The 15,356-nt window shown below is 40.4% G+C and carries 18 protein-coding genes, 1 tRNA gene and 1 pseudogene; 8 read left to right on the forward strand and 12 right to left on the reverse strand.

Annotation, left to right across the window (positions count from 1 at the left end; translation table 11 throughout):
* The first annotated feature begins 99 nt into the window (after positions 1-99).
* The 3 genes from PWP39_RS03380 (at position 100) to PWP39_RS03390 (ending at position 2,614) form a co-directional block, all read left to right on the forward strand.
* A complete protein-coding gene (locus tag PWP39_RS03380; protein WP_011011675.1) occupies positions 100-882 on the forward strand; it encodes an SDR family oxidoreductase in 783 nt (260 codons plus the stop codon).
* Positions 883-1,015: 133 nt separating this feature from the next.
* Complete coding sequence (locus PWP39_RS03385) at positions 1,016-1,645, forward strand: hypothetical protein (RefSeq protein WP_143522489.1); 630 nt, start codon at positions 1,016-1,018, stop codon at positions 1,643-1,645.
* Positions 1,646-1,663: 18 nt separating this feature from the next.
* Positions 1,664-2,614: a glycoside hydrolase family 99-like domain-containing protein gene (locus PWP39_RS03390; protein WP_048059037.1), complete on the forward strand. Its 951-nt coding sequence runs from the start codon at positions 1,664-1,666 to the stop codon at positions 2,612-2,614.
* Positions 2,615-2,672: 58 nt separating this feature from the next.
* On the opposite strand, the gene PWP39_RS03395 is transcribed toward PWP39_RS03390, so the two are convergent.
* Together PWP39_RS03395 and PWP39_RS03400 are read right to left on the reverse strand one after the other, a co-directional pair.
* Positions 2,673-3,662 (reverse strand): Gfo/Idh/MocA family protein, encoded by a 990-nt coding sequence (locus tag PWP39_RS03395; protein ID WP_011011672.1) that lies wholly within the window; start codon positions 3,660-3,662, stop codon positions 2,673-2,675.
* A gap of 286 nt (positions 3,663-3,948) precedes the next feature.
* Complete coding sequence (locus PWP39_RS03400; protein ID WP_011011671.1) at positions 3,949-4,398, reverse strand: arsenate reductase ArsC; 450 nt, start codon at positions 4,396-4,398, stop codon at positions 3,949-3,951.
* 134 nt (positions 4,399-4,532) lie between these two features.
* Between PWP39_RS03400 and arsB the strand changes: the two genes are divergently transcribed.
* Positions 4,533-5,642 carry an ACR3 family arsenite efflux transporter gene (gene arsB / locus PWP39_RS03405; RefSeq protein WP_237718484.1) on the forward strand — a complete coding sequence of 370 codons (1,110 nt, stop codon included), beginning with the start codon at positions 4,533-4,535 and terminating at the stop codon, positions 5,640-5,642.
* 1 nt (position 5,643) lies between these two features.
* Here arsB and PWP39_RS03410 read toward each other — a convergent pair whose 3' ends face one another.
* From PWP39_RS03410 to PWP39_RS03425, 4 genes are read right to left on the reverse strand one after another with little or no spacing between them, the layout of a single operon-like run.
* On the reverse strand, positions 5,644-5,823 hold the full coding sequence (locus PWP39_RS03410) for a hypothetical protein (protein WP_011011669.1): 180 nt from the start codon (positions 5,821-5,823) through the stop codon (positions 5,644-5,646).
* 3 nt (positions 5,824-5,826) lie between these two features.
* Positions 5,827-6,525 carry a SagB/ThcOx family dehydrogenase gene (locus PWP39_RS03415; RefSeq protein ID WP_014835164.1) on the reverse strand — a complete coding sequence of 233 codons (699 nt, stop codon included), beginning with the start codon at positions 6,523-6,525 and terminating at the stop codon, positions 5,827-5,829.
* A 48-nt stretch (positions 6,526-6,573) separates the two neighbouring features.
* A complete protein-coding gene (gene hypD / locus PWP39_RS03420) occupies positions 6,574-7,677 on the reverse strand; it encodes a hydrogenase formation protein HypD (protein WP_288072631.1) in 1,104 nt (367 codons plus the stop codon).
* Positions 7,678-7,905 (reverse strand): HypC/HybG/HupF family hydrogenase formation chaperone, encoded by a 228-nt coding sequence (locus PWP39_RS03425; protein ID WP_288072633.1) that lies wholly within the window; start codon positions 7,903-7,905, stop codon positions 7,678-7,680.
* A 239-nt stretch (positions 7,906-8,144) separates the two neighbouring features.
* Here PWP39_RS03425 and PWP39_RS03430 point away from each other — a divergent pair, with 239 nt between their 5' ends.
* The 4 genes from PWP39_RS03430 to PWP39_RS03445 all read left to right on the forward strand — a co-directional run bounded on the left by PWP39_RS03430 (position 8,145) and on the right by PWP39_RS03445 (position 11,650).
* Entirely contained in the window at positions 8,145-9,491 is a 1,347-nt protein-coding gene (locus tag PWP39_RS03430; protein ID WP_288072635.1) for a cyclic 2,3-diphosphoglycerate synthase, read from the forward strand.
* A gap of 219 nt (positions 9,492-9,710) precedes the next feature.
* Complete coding sequence (locus PWP39_RS03435; RefSeq protein ID WP_288072636.1) at positions 9,711-11,003, forward strand: hypothetical protein; 1,293 nt, start codon at positions 9,711-9,713, stop codon at positions 11,001-11,003.
* Positions 10,963-11,256, forward strand: coding sequence for a hypothetical protein (locus PWP39_RS03440; RefSeq protein ID WP_288072638.1), 294 nt, complete (start codon positions 10,963-10,965; stop codon positions 11,254-11,256). Before PWP39_RS03435 ends, PWP39_RS03440 begins: the two co-directional genes overlap by 41 nt.
* Positions 11,249-11,650: a secondary thiamine-phosphate synthase enzyme YjbQ gene (locus PWP39_RS03445; RefSeq protein WP_288072640.1), complete on the forward strand. Its 402-nt coding sequence runs from the start codon at positions 11,249-11,251 to the stop codon at positions 11,648-11,650. The genes PWP39_RS03440 and PWP39_RS03445 overlap by 8 nt, the downstream gene beginning before the upstream one ends.
* Here the strand turns inward: PWP39_RS03445 and PWP39_RS03450 are convergent.
* The 6 genes and pseudogenes from PWP39_RS03450 to PWP39_RS03475 form a co-directional block, all read right to left on the reverse strand.
* Entirely contained in the window at positions 11,647-11,919 is a 273-nt protein-coding gene (locus PWP39_RS03450; protein ID WP_288072642.1) for a ubiquitin-like small modifier protein 1, read from the reverse strand. The two genes, PWP39_RS03445 and PWP39_RS03450, sit on opposite strands and share 4 nt — an antisense overlap.
* Before the next feature lie 12 nt (positions 11,920-11,931).
* A complete protein-coding gene (locus tag PWP39_RS03455) occupies positions 11,932-13,137 on the reverse strand; it encodes a molybdenum cofactor synthesis domain-containing protein (RefSeq protein ID WP_288072644.1) in 1,206 nt (401 codons plus the stop codon).
* 28 nt (positions 13,138-13,165) lie between these two features.
* Positions 13,166-13,252 (reverse strand) — tRNA-Ser (locus PWP39_RS03460).
* A 41-nt stretch (positions 13,253-13,293) separates the two neighbouring features.
* Complete coding sequence (gene map / locus PWP39_RS03465; RefSeq protein ID WP_011011659.1) at positions 13,294-14,181, reverse strand: type II methionyl aminopeptidase; 888 nt, start codon at positions 14,179-14,181, stop codon at positions 13,294-13,296.
* A 200-nt stretch (positions 14,182-14,381) separates the two neighbouring features.
* Entirely contained in the window at positions 14,382-15,116 is a 735-nt protein-coding gene (gene thyX / locus PWP39_RS03470) for an FAD-dependent thymidylate synthase (RefSeq protein ID WP_011011658.1), read from the reverse strand.
* A 144-nt stretch (positions 15,117-15,260) separates the two neighbouring features.
* Positions 15,261-15,356 (reverse strand): annotated as a pseudogene (locus PWP39_RS03475) (IS982 family transposase); the annotation flags it as partial.

Genomic DNA, 15,356 nt, shown 5'->3' on the forward strand with positions numbered 1-15,356 from the left:
TCATAGTCACGTATAAAATAGTTCGGAACCAGAACTTTTGCTTTTAACTTTCCAAAAGCCTTATAAGAACTATCGAAAACTTTTGGAGAAGGTGTAAGTATGCCATGCTATAACCTGAAGAATAAAGTGGCGATTGTAACTGGCGGTGGTCAGGGGATTGGAGCAGCAATAGCCCAGCTTTTTGCTGAAAATGGGGCTAAAGTAGTTTTGGCCGAGATAGATGAAGAGGCCGGATTGGAGAGAGAAGCAATGCTCCGTGAAAGGGGGCTGGATGTTACTTTTATAAAAACTGATGTCGCGGATGAAGAATCCGTAAAAAACATGGTTAAGAAAACCGTTGAATTGTATGGAGGAGTTGATATACTGGTTAATAATGCTGCAATAATGTCTGTAAAGAGCATTTTTGAAAGAACGCTCGAAGAGTGGGAGAGGGTCATAAGGGTGAACCTGACGGGGCCCTACATATGCTCCCGCTATGCTGCGGAGGAGATGATAAAGCGCGGAGGAGGAGTCATCATAAACATTGCAAGCACAAGGGCTTTAATGTCCGAACCGGACACTGAGCCGTATTCTGCTTCTAAGGGTGGTCTCCTGGCACTAACGCACTCTTTAGCAATAAGTCTCGCAAAGTACAGGATTAGGGTTGTGGCTGTAAGTCCTGGGTGGATAGAGACTTCGCGTTGGAAGAAGTCAAAGCTGCGCTCCGAGCCAAAGCTAAGGCCCATAGATCATGAACAGCATCCAGCTGGAAGAGTTGGAGACCCAATGGACATAGCTCACATCTGCGCCTTTTTAGCTGACAACGAAAAAGCCGGCTTCATAACGGGCGTAAACTTCGTCGTCGACGGAGGAATGACAGTCAAAATGATATATGCAGACTAATAAATTATTCTTTTTTTCCATATTCCTCACTACTTATTCAGCAAAGAAATTGTTTAACAAGGTGTCTAAGATGGGATTATCAAGCAATAAACCATCTATAGTCCTTTTTCTTGTTATTGTTCTCTTATCACCTATGCTCATTGCAAATGAAACCACTAAATTCTCCTCAGACAATACGCCTAGGCGAGAAGATGTGTATCTTCATGGGAAGTCGAATATACCAAAAATTCAGGCCGTCTACTGCTTACCATGGAATAAAAGGGGCATTTTGGGATTCATAGTCCAACGAAGACATATTGATATAGTGGAAGGGGACATAATATGTATTTTAGAAGTCAGTTATATTGTCCCAGATAGAAATAAAATTATTCCCCCCACAATTTTCTCCGCAAATGTGAGTGCTGGAACTAAAAGATTAACAATTAGTTTTAGAGTCGAAGGAGAAGAGCAAACTAGAACTAATATAACGGTGTATCCTGTAAAATATTTGTTCCTGCAAGAAGCCGGATTCTCCCAGGAGAGTCCAAAGAGTGTTAATCTTAATGGAAGTGGAAACTACACCGTTTCAATTCCAGTCTCAGGCGGGAGAGAGTACCAAGTCATAATTAACTCATGTATTCACGATATGTGTAATAAGACTGTTCTAAGAACTCCTTATGTTAGAGAGTATGAGGATTTAGCAGAGCAACTCGCTGAAAAAGGAATTGTACTCAGCACAACCTACATGCCCTGGGACATGAAAAATATCTTGAGAGAAAACTAGAGAAGGGGTGTTCCACTCTTGGGAAAATATCACGCTATAGAAGATATAGTCCAATGGAAGCATATTGACTGGGCAAGAGGTCATGGAATATATATTTTTTGGGTCGATTGGACAAACTACATTCATACTTCAGATGGCCGGAGGATCCAGGAAATAACCCGTAAACTATTGGATAAGGGAATGAACGTTGGAGTAATGATAGGTGCCCAAGTAGATATGCATTTCACTAAGGGATACCCTTCCGTGGACCTAAGTGATCCGTGGAACAAGAATGTTTTGTTAGAAGTCGTGAGAATGGCCATCCCACTTATGAAGCACCCTAACTACTATAGGATCAACGGAAAACCTGCAATCTTTATATGGAATGAAGCGATATTTTACAACAGAGCAGAAGCCTATAGGGAAATTAAAGAAATGGTAAAGAGAGATCTTGGTGTCGAACCATATATAATAGCAGATGTTTTACCAAGAATTATGGCCGACCGAAAAGTAATCCCAGGAACTCCTGAAGGAGAGTGGTACATTCGAAACCTCCTATTAAGGAAAAACGATGGGGGAGATAAATTTATAGATGCATATACGTCATGGATAGGCTTCTATTCTGTTCAGGGAGAAACTGCGCTAACGCCTAGGGAAATTGAAATGTATTCAAAACTATACAGAGAACATGTAGAAGCTTGGAGTAGCTATACAAATGGTAGAAATAAATGCTTTATTCCCACAGTCAGTCCTGGGTTCGATAGAACATTTGACAAATCCTTCAACCAGCAGTTTCCAATACCAAGGGATCCAAAAAGGTTTGCCGAGATGCTAAAAATAGCTCTAGATTCCTTGGGAAACTGCAAAGAGATAAGAATAGATACTTGGAATGACTTTTATGAGGGGACATTTATAGAACCCTCTGTGAGTGATGGCTTTACGTACTTAGAAGTGCTTGAAGAGTTTATAAAAGAGCTAAAGGAAAATTAAAAAAATAAAGAAGCTTCAGGAGAAATGCGTTTAAGAAATAAAAAATATCCTAGGATATCTACTTTTCCAAATCTAGGAGATCACCAACATTCACTTTCTGCCCATTTGAGTTAACTGCCGCTTCTATAACTGCGAGATCTTTCAGAGCCTCTAGCGGACTGCCAAGAACATTTTCTCTCTTCCCTTTCACGACATAGTAGAAGTCCTTAAACTCAAGCTTATAGCTATCCTCTGGCTTAACATAAATACTTTCTCCATTGAGAACTATCCTATCCCACTCTATAACCATTCTCCCCTCCGTACCAACGACCTCGAATCTATCCTTTCCCTTAATTGGATATCCAGCAGTGTAGCTACCCACTACTCCACTTTCGAATTCTAGTATGGAAGAAATGAAATCCGGCCCTCCTAACAACGGAGATATGTCGCGAACAACGGCAGAAACCCAAACAATGTCGCCGAAAATAAGTCTCATAGCCGCCACATGATGAACTCCACCATCTGAAAGATAACCTCCTATATGTTTGGGCTTTTTTCTCCACTCTGTATGAACGTAGGGATTGCTCTCGTCCATCCCAACCCATATGTGCCAACTCATAAAAATCGGATCACCGATTTTGCCCTTCTCAATAAGCTCTTTTGCCTTCCAGAAAACGGGGATATGCCTAAAGTTCTCAGCTATATATACAACAACATCTGAACTTTCGGCTATTTTCACGATCTCTTTTCCAGTCTTTGTGTCTGTAGAGATGGGCTTTTCGCATATTACATGAACTCCACTTTCAACCGCTTTCTTTATAAATGGAAGATTTAACTCAACTGGAAGTGCTAGATCAACGGCATCTACTTCTCCAGATTTAAGGAGCTCATCATAGCTTTCAAAAACCTCCACTCCTCCCAAAAGCTTAGAGCATTCTTGGGCATGAGCTCTTGTTCTACTCGTAACTGCAGTCACCTCAAACAACTCAGAAAGCTTCTTTAAAGCTGGAATGTGGAGAGTTTTTGCTGCAATTCCACAACCAACTAATCCTAATTTAACTTTTCTCATGACTTTACCCCCGATGGCATTTAATCTAACTTGATGACATCTCTTACTTTTCTTCTTACCTTCACTTTAATTATTTTTGTCTCGAATATTGCTCTCTCCCTGGGACAATCAACTGGAGTTAAGAGGAACGTTTATTCCCTTATTGGCTAAGAAAAGAGCAACTTTTGAACCTGCTCCGTATGGTTCATTCTTGTAAGGATTTTTCAAAACTTTCACGTCTTTCTAATGTAAATGTTTCCGCCCTCGCAAGATGTCTTCAAGATCAACCTCAATCTTTTAAGAAGATTTAAATGGCAAACAAGCTTTTTCTTCCTATAATTTCCTCTCTACTCTTTCCAGCTTTTAAATCCTCTATAAGCTTTAGAACACGACGCTTTATCTCATCTCTAACTTCTCGATACTTTTCTATTGGCTTTCCATAAGGATCTTCCAGTCCCCAATCCCAAGTCTTTTCAGGTGGGGCATATGGACATTTATCTAGACATCCCATTGTTATGACAATGTAAGCTTTATCTGCCATTTCCGGAGTATAAAGCTTTGGTTTTTGCCCCTCTAAAGAAATTCCTATTTCCTCCATGACCTTCTTTGCTAGGGGATCAATGTCATCAGCTGGCTCAGTCCCAGCGCTCATTGCTTTAAATCTTGGATCATCGTTATAATAATTGAAGAATGCCTCTGCCATTTGACTCCTTGCAGAGTTCTTTACGCAAACAAATAGGATGATTTTTTCCTCCATAATTACCCCCTAAGCATAAAGAGATTTTGTAGCTTAAAGCGTTTTTCAATAGAGGATATATTAAGCTATATAGAACCTTACAACCATTGGTTTAGGAAAGATTTTTATTTGAAAGTTTTTTCAATTCAAAAGGGATGAAAATGGGCGAGAAAAAGGGGTTAAGCTTCTTTGAAAAGTATCTCTCACTTTGGGTTGCTCTTTGTATAGTACTCGGCATTCTAATTGGAAAATTCATGCCATCCCTTCCCAGAACACTTTCAAAGCTCACAATAGCAAACGTAAATATGGCAATAGCAGTACTAATTTGGGCAATGATTTATCCAATGATGGTCAAGGTTGACTTTTCAGCAATTAAGAGAGTGCACAAGGGCCAAATGCTCAAGGGATTAATTGTTACTTGGGTAACCAACTGGTTAATAAAGCCATTCAGTATGTTCCTAATAAGTTCATTCTTCATAGGCACTATTTTTTCAATGAAGCTTGGCCTCATTGATCCCTCTCTTGCCAAGGAGTACATAGCAGGTGCAATACTTTTGGGAGCTGCACCCTGTACTGCGATGGTTTTCGTGTGGAGTTATTTAGCTGATGGAGACCCCCTCTACACTTTAGTGCAGGTAGCAACAAACGACATTATAATTCTCTTCGCATTCGCTCCAATAGTTGGTTTCCTCATGGGTCTTAACAAAGTTCCAGTTCCATATGATACACTCCTCCTCTCCGTAGTACTCTTTGTTGTAATCCCACTGTCCGCTGGCTACCTTTCAAGAAGATACATTTTGAAGACAAAAGGACACAAATGGTTTGAGCAAGAGTTTCTTCCAAAGCTTAGCACAATATCAATAGTTGGATTGTTGCTCACTTTAATTCTGCTGTTCTCGTTCCAGGGAGAGATAATCCTCGAAAATCCACTCCACATTGCCCTCATAGCTATTCCCCTAACAATACAGACGTACTTTATATTTGCAATAGCCTATGGATGGGCATGGATCTGGAAACTCCCACACAAGGTTGCCGCTCCAGCATCATTCATAGGTGCAAGCAACTTTTTCGAACTGGCCGTAGCAGTTGCAATAGCCTTGTTTGGTTTAGATAGTGGTGCCGCTTTAGCTACAGTAGTAGGGGTCTTGGAGGAAGTTCCAATAATGTTAAGCCTTGTATGGATAGCAAATAAGACAAGACACTTTTTCACAGCAAAATTTGAAACTGGAAGTGGGAGCAAAGCCATGGCGCTTACTGAGGAATAGTTTACCTTACTACCCATATTGTCCAAACCATGAAGATATACGTAAGGATACTTACAAGCAAATGAACCTTTATCCAGTGCTGTTTTTTCTTGGATAAGAATATGAACGCTCCGCTAAGCATTGAAAAGTTCATTAATACAAAAGTTATGTATCCAAGGGTAGCATGATCAAAACTAACCATTTTTCATACCCTCCCAACCGGGAATATATACAAAGGAGCCCCATTTGTTCCAATTATTCTCGCAACTTCTTCATCATGAAATGCTCCAACAGCCACAGTTCCCAGGCCAAGGGCTGTGGCTTGTAGGTATATGTTCTGACCTATGTGCCCTGCTTCCATGTGAACGTATCTAATTCCCCTCTCCCCATAATATTTCGTTGTCCTTTCGTAGAAGGCCACAAGCACAATGTTTATTGCTGCATTACCCACCCATTCTTGTCCCAAAGCTGCCTCCTGAAGCTCTTTCCTGAAATCACCTTCTTTTGTTAAAGTAAGACTATGCTCAAATGGGTCATAGTGGTATATCCCAGGTTTTAACCCTTCGACATTACCAACGACAACGAAGATTTCAAAGGGATATGTTGCTCCTGCACTTGGGGCTGCCCTCTTATATTCATGAGTTATACCTTGTGCAGCCCATAATAGTTGACCAAGCTCCTCTATCTTTAGAGGCTCATTTTTGTATGTCCTAATGCTCCTTCTTTTTGCAATAGCTTCTTCAACACTCATTTCTCCTTCAGTTCTTGGGGCAGGCAAGATTATCTTTTCTCCTGAGTACGTTATTCTTTTCTGTTCTCTTGGAAGATAAGGCTTTAACAGAAGAGCAACTGATGAAAAAACAACCAAAACTATGATGAATATCGAAATTTTTCGATAATCCATATTTGGGGTTTATGCTGTAGTGGTATATTACTTTTTGCGTAATAAAAACTACATCAGGGCGCCATATTTGTAAAATATGTGACAAGTTCCTTCGTACGAAACCATACAAGGACCTACCGGATGTCTTGGTGTACATGTCTTTCCAAAGTGTTGGCACTGGGTCGGTAAGGCTAATCCTCTAAGGACTGCCCCACAGAGACATCCTTTTTCAAGATCTGGGAGCTTTGGAACCTCGGGATTGTAATAAGTTCTAATTTCTAGCTCCTTCCACTCTTTCTTAAGTTCCAATCCGCTCCTTGGAATTACTCCTAGGGCCCTCCACTTTGCATCTTTAACTTCAAAGTACTTCCAAATCAGTTCTTGGGCCTTGACATTTCCTTCCCACTTTACAACTCTATTATACTCGTTGATTATTTTCGCTTCGCCCCTCTTCACAAGCCTAATGAGAATAAGTATTCCGAGTAAAACATCAACTGGCTCAAAGCCAGCCACAACTTGAGGAATTCCAAACTTTTCTGTGAGATACGCCCATCCTTTCACCCCAATTATTGTAGAGACATGACCAGGATCTATTAAACCGTGAAAAACAGTCCCCGCATTTAGGAGAGCTTCAACTGCAGGAGGGGTTAACCTATGAACGGAATAAATCTTAAAGTTCTCTAGCCCCTCTTCCACAATGCTCTCAAGCATTCCAGCTGTTGGAGCGGCGGTAGTCTCAAACCCAGGAGAAAAGTGCACTACAAGCTTATCTGGATTTTCTTTGGCTATTTTGTAAGAATCATATATAGAGTAAACTATCCTCACATCGTAACCCTGACTCTTTAAGTCTGCAAAGCTTCCTATTGGAGTTGGAATTCTATACATGTCACCAAAAGTAGTGAGAATAATTTCTTCCCTCTCCTCTCTCGCAACTTTCATAATTTCCATCATCTTCACTATGTCCTCAACGGGGGTTATACAGACGGGACATCCTGGGCCACTCATGATTTTTACATTTTCTGGAAGAAGTGATCTGATTCCACTCCTAGTTACTGTGTCCTCATGAGTCCCACAAACGTGCATAAACCTCAGTTCTTCCATTCCTTTAGCTTCCTCTTTAATTTTTTCTAAAATCTTTTGAGCTACAGCTTTGTCTCCAAATTTTTCAAGCATTTACTCACCCCCAATTACTGAGAAAACTTCTTCCCAGGCTTCAAGAATTTCTCTAGCTCTCCTCTCATCTAACTTTTCTATAGCAAAGCCAGTGTGAACTATAACGTAATCGCCAACTTTAACATCACTCAAAAGATCTAACCTAACCTCTCTCTTTATCCCCCCAAAATCAACTATTCCAACGTTACCTCTAATCTCAACAACCTTTCCTGGGACTGCAAGACACATTTTATTCTCACCATTAAAAGGTTCATTTAGAGTTTTTAGATGTTTTTGAAACTTGAAGTTTGCAACCTTTCTCTTTCCCTTAATCCCTTTAACAACACACATATTTATTCGAAATATTTTCGCTTCCTTGTAATTTTTACTTAAAATAATTCGAAGAATTATTTCCAATTTAAATGAAAATCGTTATAAATGTCTAGGTTGAGTATCACATCGAAATAAAACATTTTGAGGTGATCAAAATGACAGAGAAAAAGAGGAGAAGGGTTGTAATTTTGGGCGCTGCAGGTAGAGATTTCCACAACTTCAACGTCTTCTTTAGAAATAACCCAGATTACGAAGTTGTTGCTTTTACTGCCACCCAAATTCCAGATATAGAAGGAAGATTATACCCTCCAGAGCTAGCCGGCGAATTGTATCCAAATGGGATTCCAATTCTACCAGAGGACGACTTAGAAAAGATAATCAAAGAGCATGATGTCGACATAGTAGTTTTCGCATACTCCGATGTTTCCCATGAGCACGTCATGCACTTAGCAAGTAGAGCCCACAGCGCTGGAGCCGACTTCTGGCTACTTGGGCCAAAGAGCACAATGCTAAAGTCAAGCAAGCCTGTTGTAGCTGTAACTGCAGTTAGAACAGGGTGTGGAAAGAGCCAAACCTCAAGAAAAGTTGCCCAAATCCTTCAAGAGATGGGGTTCAAGGTAGTTGCAGTTAGACACCCAATGCCCTACGGCGACCTAAGAAAGCAGGTCGTACAGAGATTCGCGACCTTCGAAGACCTCGACAGACATGAGTGTACAATTGAGGAGAGAGAAGAGTACGAACCATATCTGGAGAGAGGAATGGTTGTCTACGCTGGAGTTGACTATGAGAAGATACTGAGGGAAGCAGAGAAAGAAGCCGACATAATCCTCTGGGATGGTGGAAACAACGACTTCCCATTCTTTGAGCCTGACTTATGGATAGTTGTCACTGACCCACACAGGCCAGGACACGAGCTAACTCATCACCCAGGTGAGACAAACTTCAGAAGTGCTGATGTGATTATAATCAACAAGATAGACACCGCCCCACCGGAGAACATACAGAAGATTAGAGAGAACATCGAAAAGATAAATCCAAATGCCATAGTCATTGAAGCAGCATCACCAATTTTCGTGGATAAGCCAGAGTTAATCAAAGGTAAGCGCGTTCTTGTAGTCGAAGATGGTCCAACCCTCACTCACGGTGGAATGAGCTTCGGTGCAGGTTACATAGCGGCCAAGAAATTCGGAGCTAAAGAGATAATAGACCCAAGACCCTACGCTGTTGGATCAATAATTGAGACATACAAGAAGTACCCACACCTCAGCAACATACTCCCAGCAATGGGTTACGGCAAGAAACAGATCAAAGAGCTAGAAGAAACAATTAACAGAGCAGATGCAGACGTTGTCGTCATGGGAACTCCAGTCGACTTAAGAAGATTCATGAACCTCAACAAGCCTGCAGTAAGAGTCAAGTACGAGCTTGAGGAGATAGGCAAGCCAAAACTCAGAGATGTCCTTGAAGAGTGGGTAAAGAACTGTGAAAAACTCAAGAAGTAGAATATCTCCCCTTTGTTATTTTTACTTTCCCTATTCCTTTAAATCTTGGAATAACATTTAGGAGATATTTAAGTTTTCTTTTGAACATCTTGAAACTATTTGTCCAAGCTCTTCTTACAAAGGAACTAGTCTCAAAGACGAAAAGATTAAAATATCCATATCCACAAATAATATCTTAGCAGGTGTGTTTTGCCGTGTAGAATCTTATGGTGAGGTGTTATGGTAATAGATGAAGTACTGGAATTAGTACCATCTATACCAGATCCATTCGTTAGAGTATTAACATATGGAAGAATAGGAGTATATTTATCTAAAATAAAGGATCCTAGGGCAGGAAAGGCCTTCAAGAAAGCTTTCGAAGAATTATCAAAAATAGAAGATCCCTATAGTTTAGTAAGAGCTCTTCTCGCCATTGGATATTCGACAAGCTTAGCAGGACTTAAATCAGCAAAAAAAGCATTTAGAGAAGCAATGTTATCAGCACAACTTCTTCCAGAAGGAATTCAAGACCTTTTAAAAGCTGAAGCAGTCGATTATTTACTTGCATTAAAAGACACTGATGAAGCAGTATTTTATGCCACGGAGATTAGGAACAAGACACTCAGAAATAAAAAACTTCTTGGGATATTTGAAAAGGTTCTAGAGAATTTGGAAGGAGAAAAACTAAACAAAATATACAAAAGAAGGAAGGTACTCCTAATTCTCGAAACTATTGAAGAGCCCTATAGAGAGGAGGCAATAGTCAAGTCAATTAGACCCCTACTTTCACTAGGCGAATACAGGCTTGTTCTTGAGTTAATAAACTCTATAGGAAGCAAACTTTGGATAGCGCAGGCATTGAATGAAGTTTTGGAGTTTTTGAAAAATAACGAGGAAAACTCTGAAATGGTAAAAATTTTGATAGAACTAAGTGAAGAGCTAGCCAAAAAAGTTGGAGAAGATATAAGGGAAGATATTACCTACATATTCGCAATTCACGGGTTTATCCAACAGTCAGTTGAAGTCTTGAAAACACTGCCTACTAACAAGCAAAGAATAATAGTTAGGGAAATTCTAACAGCCTTACTTTCTAAAGAAGACTTAGAAAAGCTAAAAATTTTGATGGAAAGCCTTCCCCTTGATATGCTCCTAATGGTTAAAGATGTTATATTTAGAGTTCTAGAGAGAAGTTCTCCCAAGATGGAACCCATGATACAAGCCCTTCTTGAAAGGGAGGGAATAAGCGAAGACATACTAGTAGGAATAACAAAGTATTATTTAGAGCTCAACAACCTTCAACAGGCAATTAAAGTAGTAAAAAGAATTAATAGCGAACGGCACAAGTCAGTTGCTTTAGGATTCTTGGCCCACTATCTCATCAGAATCGGGCGTGTTGGAGATGCTATTGACGTTGTTTTGAATATTAAAGATAGAAGTATTGCTTCAAAACTTGCCTCTGAACTTTTAGTAAAAGTTGTAGAGGGGAAAGTCAATGAGAAGATTAATACTAAAAAGGAAATCATTGCAAGATAGACTATTAATTCTAGACAAAATCCTAGAAGAACTATCTGAGAAAACCTTAAGAGAGGGGAGCATAGAAGAGGCATATCTAATGCTAAAGAGAATTCTAAAAGAGAAAACAGATAGCAGGTTATTGGAAGCCTTTGAGAGCATTGTTACTGTAAGAGCCATGTTAAAAAACATTAATGAAGAAGAGGCAAGCAAACATATAGAAAACGCCAGGGACATGATAAAAAAGTACTTAGAGGGGAAAAGATATGATTGAAAGTCTCTCTATAAGAACCTCTAGAGAAGTTGAAATAATTGATATAACGGGAAAAGTTCAGGAAATTGTTAGAAGAAGTGGAATCGAGAACGGGATTGTCGTTGTCTATACCAGGCATACCACCACAGGGATAATAGTAAATGAAAATGAGCCGAGGCTCCTTAGCGACATAGAAAACATCCTTTCAAAATTAATTCCCAAAGGTGCAGATTACAGACATGACTCTATTGATAACAACGCCCACTCTCATCTCCGAGCTATACTACTCGGCCCAAGTGTGGCTATTCCGATAGTAAATGGGGAGCTTATATTAGGAACTTGGCAGAGTATTCTCTTTGTGGAGCTAGATGGGCCTAGGAAAAGAGAAGTTTATGTAAAAGTGTGTAAATGTTAACCCCCGCTTACAGGAGGAAATACTCCAACAACATCTCCTTCCTTTAGCTCCTCATCCCAACTTACATATCTCCCATTTACAGCAACGTTAACGTCGGCATCTTCATCATGCCCTTCCCCAAAAACCTCTCCCTTAAATTTTTCATGTCTTCTCTTTATCTCCTCTATTAAGTCCCTAACTTTAGCCCCTTCTGGAAGCTCGATTTCCTCTTCATCAACTCCTGCAAGCTGTCTAAACCTTGCAAAATATTTGACCTTAACTCTAACCATCTCATCCACCTCCTAAAACGAGAACAACGTGACTGTTACTTCTTCTCCCTCATCAAGGCTTTCCACATTCTCAGGTATCTCCACAAAGCCATCGGCCTCCACGAAGCTTGTAACAGCCCCACTTCCTTTCAAGATGGGAACTGCTACATCTTCTTCAAGTTTAACTGGAAGGAATCGCCTCCTCCCCTTTACTGAAAATACCTTATGCTTCATTTTCGCCTTGACCTTCTTAATTTTTCCTTCCCTACCAAGCACCCTCAAAAGCAGAGGGGCTACTAAAAGTGTAAAGTTCGTTAGGCAACTTGTCGGATACCCAGGTAGGCCAAAGACAGGCTTACCGTTTATAACCCCTATTATTGTGGGTTTACCTGGCTGAATTGCAATTCCATGAACTTTAACCTCTCCAAGTTCCTCTATTACCGAGGCTGTTAAGTCTTTTATTCCCCCACTTGCCCCTCCACTAATCACGATAACATCGCCAACTTCTAAGGCTTGAAGTATTAATTTTTTGAGACTTTCTCTGTCATCCCTGGCAATCCCAACGAATATTCCCTCTCCACCCAATTCATTAACGGCATCAACTATTGCTCTACCATTGATGTCATATATTTGGCCAGGCCTAAGCTCTTCACCTGGGAGAACTATTTCATTTCCTGTACTTATCACTGCAACCCTTGGTCTTTTAAAGACCTTTACTTTTAAAAATCCCGCAGCAGAAAGCAGGGCAGTTTCTTTAAACGTTAGCTTAGTTCCTCTTCTAATTAAGAGTTGGCCCTTTTTTATGTCAGTTCCTTTCTTCATGACTCCTAAACCTGGGTATGCAGGCTTATAAATTCTTATAATATCTCCTTCTCTCTCAACATCCTCAAAAGGAATCACAGCATTTGCGTTCTCTGGCATCATTGACCCCGTTGTAATGTAGACCGCCTCTCCCTTGCTTAACTTTACTGAAGGTTGTTCTCCGGCATGAACTTCTCCAATTACTTTGAGTTCCACTGGATTAGCTTCACTGGCCATAAAAGTATCCTCCGCCCTAACAGCATACCCATCAACGGTCGATCTATCAAAGGGAGGAATATCCAAGGGGGAATAAATATCCTCTGCAACTATCCTCCCCAGAGCTTTATCTAAAGTAACTTCCTCAAATCCTATTTCAAGTCTAAAGCTATTAATTATTGAAATTGCTTCTTCCAATGACACTACCTTTAGAAATGCCATATTATCAAACCTCCAAGTGCTTAACAAATGGCGCCGGGGCGGGGATTTGAACCCCGGCGGGCGAACGCCCACGGGATCTCGAGTCCCGCGCCTTCCCTGACTAGGCTACCCCGGCGCTCCCAATTTCTTGATACATGAGAACTTATAAAGTTTAACTCATTCTGTCGTCACTATCACAGAATCCTTTTCAACAATGATTGTGTGCTCAAATTGTGCCACAATGCCATTTCTAATTTCTTTAAGCACTGGATAGCCATATATAGCTCCAGCCTTTTCGAGGGTTTTTAGGGCCAACTTAAGCTGTCCTTCTGGCATGTCATTCTGAAGCCACCTATAGGCAAAGGGTAGGGTTCCATATTCCCTTTTTATCTTAGCCAAAAGGAACCTAGCTTGGGCCACTCTAACTGGAACATCTCTAACGTACATGTAGATTAAGGTTGGGGGAACCTCAATTACTTGACCAGCACCTATAGTAGCGAAAGGCTCAATTGCGAAAACATCTCCTTCCTTTAAAACATAGTTATCATGCGGTCTATAAATGTTCGGAATGCTAATCCCTGCATGAAGCTTGTATCTTTCTATCTTGTGCCCACTTAGATTAACTATTGGTTTGAATCCTCTCTTCCTAATTTCATTTTCTATTGCCTTTCCTAGTTCCTTTATCTCCACTCCCGCCCTAGCTACAGAAATTGCGGCGTTTAACGCTTCCTTGGCAGCCTCCATAAGCTCATCTTCTTCCATCCCTACTCTAACTGTAACTGCAGTATCTGCTATAAATCCATCTATGTGAACCCCCACGTCGATCTTTAGATAATCCCCCTCTTTCAGAACAGTAGTATCTCCCTTGTAAGGAGTATAGTGAGCTGCAATTTCATTAATTGATAAATTTACTGGGAAAGCAGGTTTACCCCCAAGTTCCATTATCATCTTTTCTATAGACTCTGCAAGTTCTAACAACAACATCCCAGGTCTAGCAAGTTTAATAGCTTTCTCTCTTACTTTTTTTGCTATTTCTCCGGCTTTCATAAGTTTTTCAGTATCCATTAGCTCACCCTAGTTTAGAGTTGAAAAAGGAAACTTTAAGACTTTTATGTCCAAATTTTCCAAACCTTACCATATAATTCAGAAGAATCCCATAGAAGTTTACTTTCAGTGACGAACAGTTCTCTAATTCAATAGCTGAACTTCTGGGATTTTGCCATAAAGACAAATAAAGAAAGAAAGCTTTTACTCAATATAACAATTTAGCTCTTACTTTCCGCAACTTTTTCCCACTTTTTTCTAGTTTTCTTTAAGCACCCAGGAGGCATTAGATCTCTCTCGGGACAATAGCCAAACTGAATGCACCTAGGCCCAAGTTTAGCCCACTTTATTATCGGCCTTATATCATCCCTCTTCGCCATCTCCTCTAACATCTTCCATGCAACTTCCCTAATCTCCCATTGAGCCCTTTCACATAGTCTAAGGCCAAAGAAGTGCTTCAATTCTCTCAAGTTCATCGTCACAATTATCTTCGTTTTCACAGCTTGAGGAAGAATGAATCGAGCATCTTCCTGGTGAACTCCCCTATTTATGCTCTCCTTGTAAAGGCTTATTGTCTCAGCCATGACCTTCTTCCATTTTTCATAAAGCTCTCTATCTTTCTTTATCGATTCAGGAATTACAAACGTTTCCTCAACGTTCTCCTCGTCAAGAACAATGTAACGCTGGCTTTGCTGGGTGTAGCTGGCTATTCTATGCCTCACAAGTTGATGAGTACAAACCCTACTACAACCTTCGATTGAGAAAGTAAACGTTGCATGCTCCAAAATGCTCTCATGACCATAACCCAATATCCGAGGGAGATGCTTTTCTACATCATTCTCACTTATCCTTTCAAATGATTCCGTGCTCCATTCCCCCCAATAGCTTATAAGGGCAGCCCAAGTTATTGTTTCTAAGGGCCTCTTTGTATAGTTAACGAGCGTAACACGAACCATTTCTTACCCCCCACTTCATGTCCTTCAATATCTTGATATGGTTTTCCATACTAACCCCTATGAAAAGATCATAAGTGGCATAATAATCCACTAAGTAAACTTTTGCCATTATTATGATTAATTGACGATCAAAAAGTTTTAACCCTAGTTCCCACCATCTGTGAAGTTGTATAATCTGTCCAGATTCACGGCCAGAATCGCCCCTAAAATCCTGACAACCAACCCCCTCAAACTAACACT

The organism is Pyrococcus sp., from assembly GCF_030153625.1.
In the GTDB taxonomy this organism is placed as follows: Archaea; Methanobacteriota_B; Thermococci; order Thermococcales; family Thermococcaceae; genus Pyrococcus; species Pyrococcus furiosus.

What these genes read in the sequence shown, in the direction of transcription:
- PWP39_RS03440 (WP_288072638.1), top strand. Translation starts at nt 10,963, where the DNA reads ATGAGAAGATTAATACTAAAAAGGAAATCATTGCAAGATAGACTATTA.
- PWP39_RS03385 (WP_143522489.1), top strand. Translation starts at nt 1,016, where the DNA reads ATGCTCATTGCAAATGAAACCACTAAATTCTCCTCAGACAATACGCCT.
- hypD (WP_288072631.1), bottom strand. Translation starts at nt 7,677, where the DNA reads ATGCTTGAAAAATTTGGAGACAAAGCTGTAGCTCAAAAGATTTTAGAA.
- arsB (WP_237718484.1), top strand. Translation starts at nt 4,533, where the DNA reads ATGAAAATGGGCGAGAAAAAGGGGTTAAGCTTCTTTGAAAAGTATCTC.
- PWP39_RS03395 (WP_011011672.1), bottom strand. Translation starts at nt 3,662, where the DNA reads ATGAGAAAAGTTAAATTAGGATTAGTTGGTTGTGGAATTGCAGCAAAA.
- PWP39_RS03425 (WP_288072633.1), bottom strand. Translation starts at nt 7,905, where the DNA reads ATGTGTCTTGCAGTCCCAGGAAAGGTTGTTGAGATTAGAGGTAACGTT.
- PWP39_RS03415 (WP_014835164.1), bottom strand. Translation starts at nt 6,525, where the DNA reads ATGGATTATCGAAAAATTTCGATATTCATCATAGTTTTGGTTGTTTTT.
- PWP39_RS03455 (WP_288072644.1), bottom strand. Translation starts at nt 13,137, where the DNA reads ATGGCATTTCTAAAGGTAGTGTCATTGGAAGAAGCAATTTCAATAATT.
- PWP39_RS03380 (WP_011011675.1), top strand. Translation starts at nt 100, where the DNA reads ATGCCATGCTATAACCTGAAGAATAAAGTGGCGATTGTAACTGGCGGT.
- PWP39_RS03445 (WP_288072640.1), top strand. Translation starts at nt 11,249, where the DNA reads ATGATTGAAAGTCTCTCTATAAGAACCTCTAGAGAAGTTGAAATAATT.
- PWP39_RS03435 (WP_288072636.1), top strand. Translation starts at nt 9,711, where the DNA reads ATGGTAATAGATGAAGTACTGGAATTAGTACCATCTATACCAGATCCA.
- PWP39_RS03430 (WP_288072635.1), top strand. Translation starts at nt 8,145, where the DNA reads ATGACAGAGAAAAAGAGGAGAAGGGTTGTAATTTTGGGCGCTGCAGGT.
- PWP39_RS03410 (WP_011011669.1), bottom strand. Translation starts at nt 5,823, where the DNA reads ATGGTTAGTTTTGATCATGCTACCCTTGGATACATAACTTTTGTATTA.
- PWP39_RS03400 (WP_011011671.1), bottom strand. Translation starts at nt 4,398, where the DNA reads ATGGAGGAAAAAATCATCCTATTTGTTTGCGTAAAGAACTCTGCAAGG.
- thyX (WP_011011658.1), bottom strand. Translation starts at nt 15,116, where the DNA reads ATGGTTCGTGTTACGCTCGTTAACTATACAAAGAGGCCCTTAGAAACA.
- PWP39_RS03450 (WP_288072642.1), bottom strand. Translation starts at nt 11,919, where the DNA reads ATGGTTAGAGTTAAGGTCAAATATTTTGCAAGGTTTAGACAGCTTGCA.
- map (WP_011011659.1), bottom strand. Translation starts at nt 14,181, where the DNA reads ATGGATACTGAAAAACTTATGAAAGCCGGAGAAATAGCAAAAAAAGTA.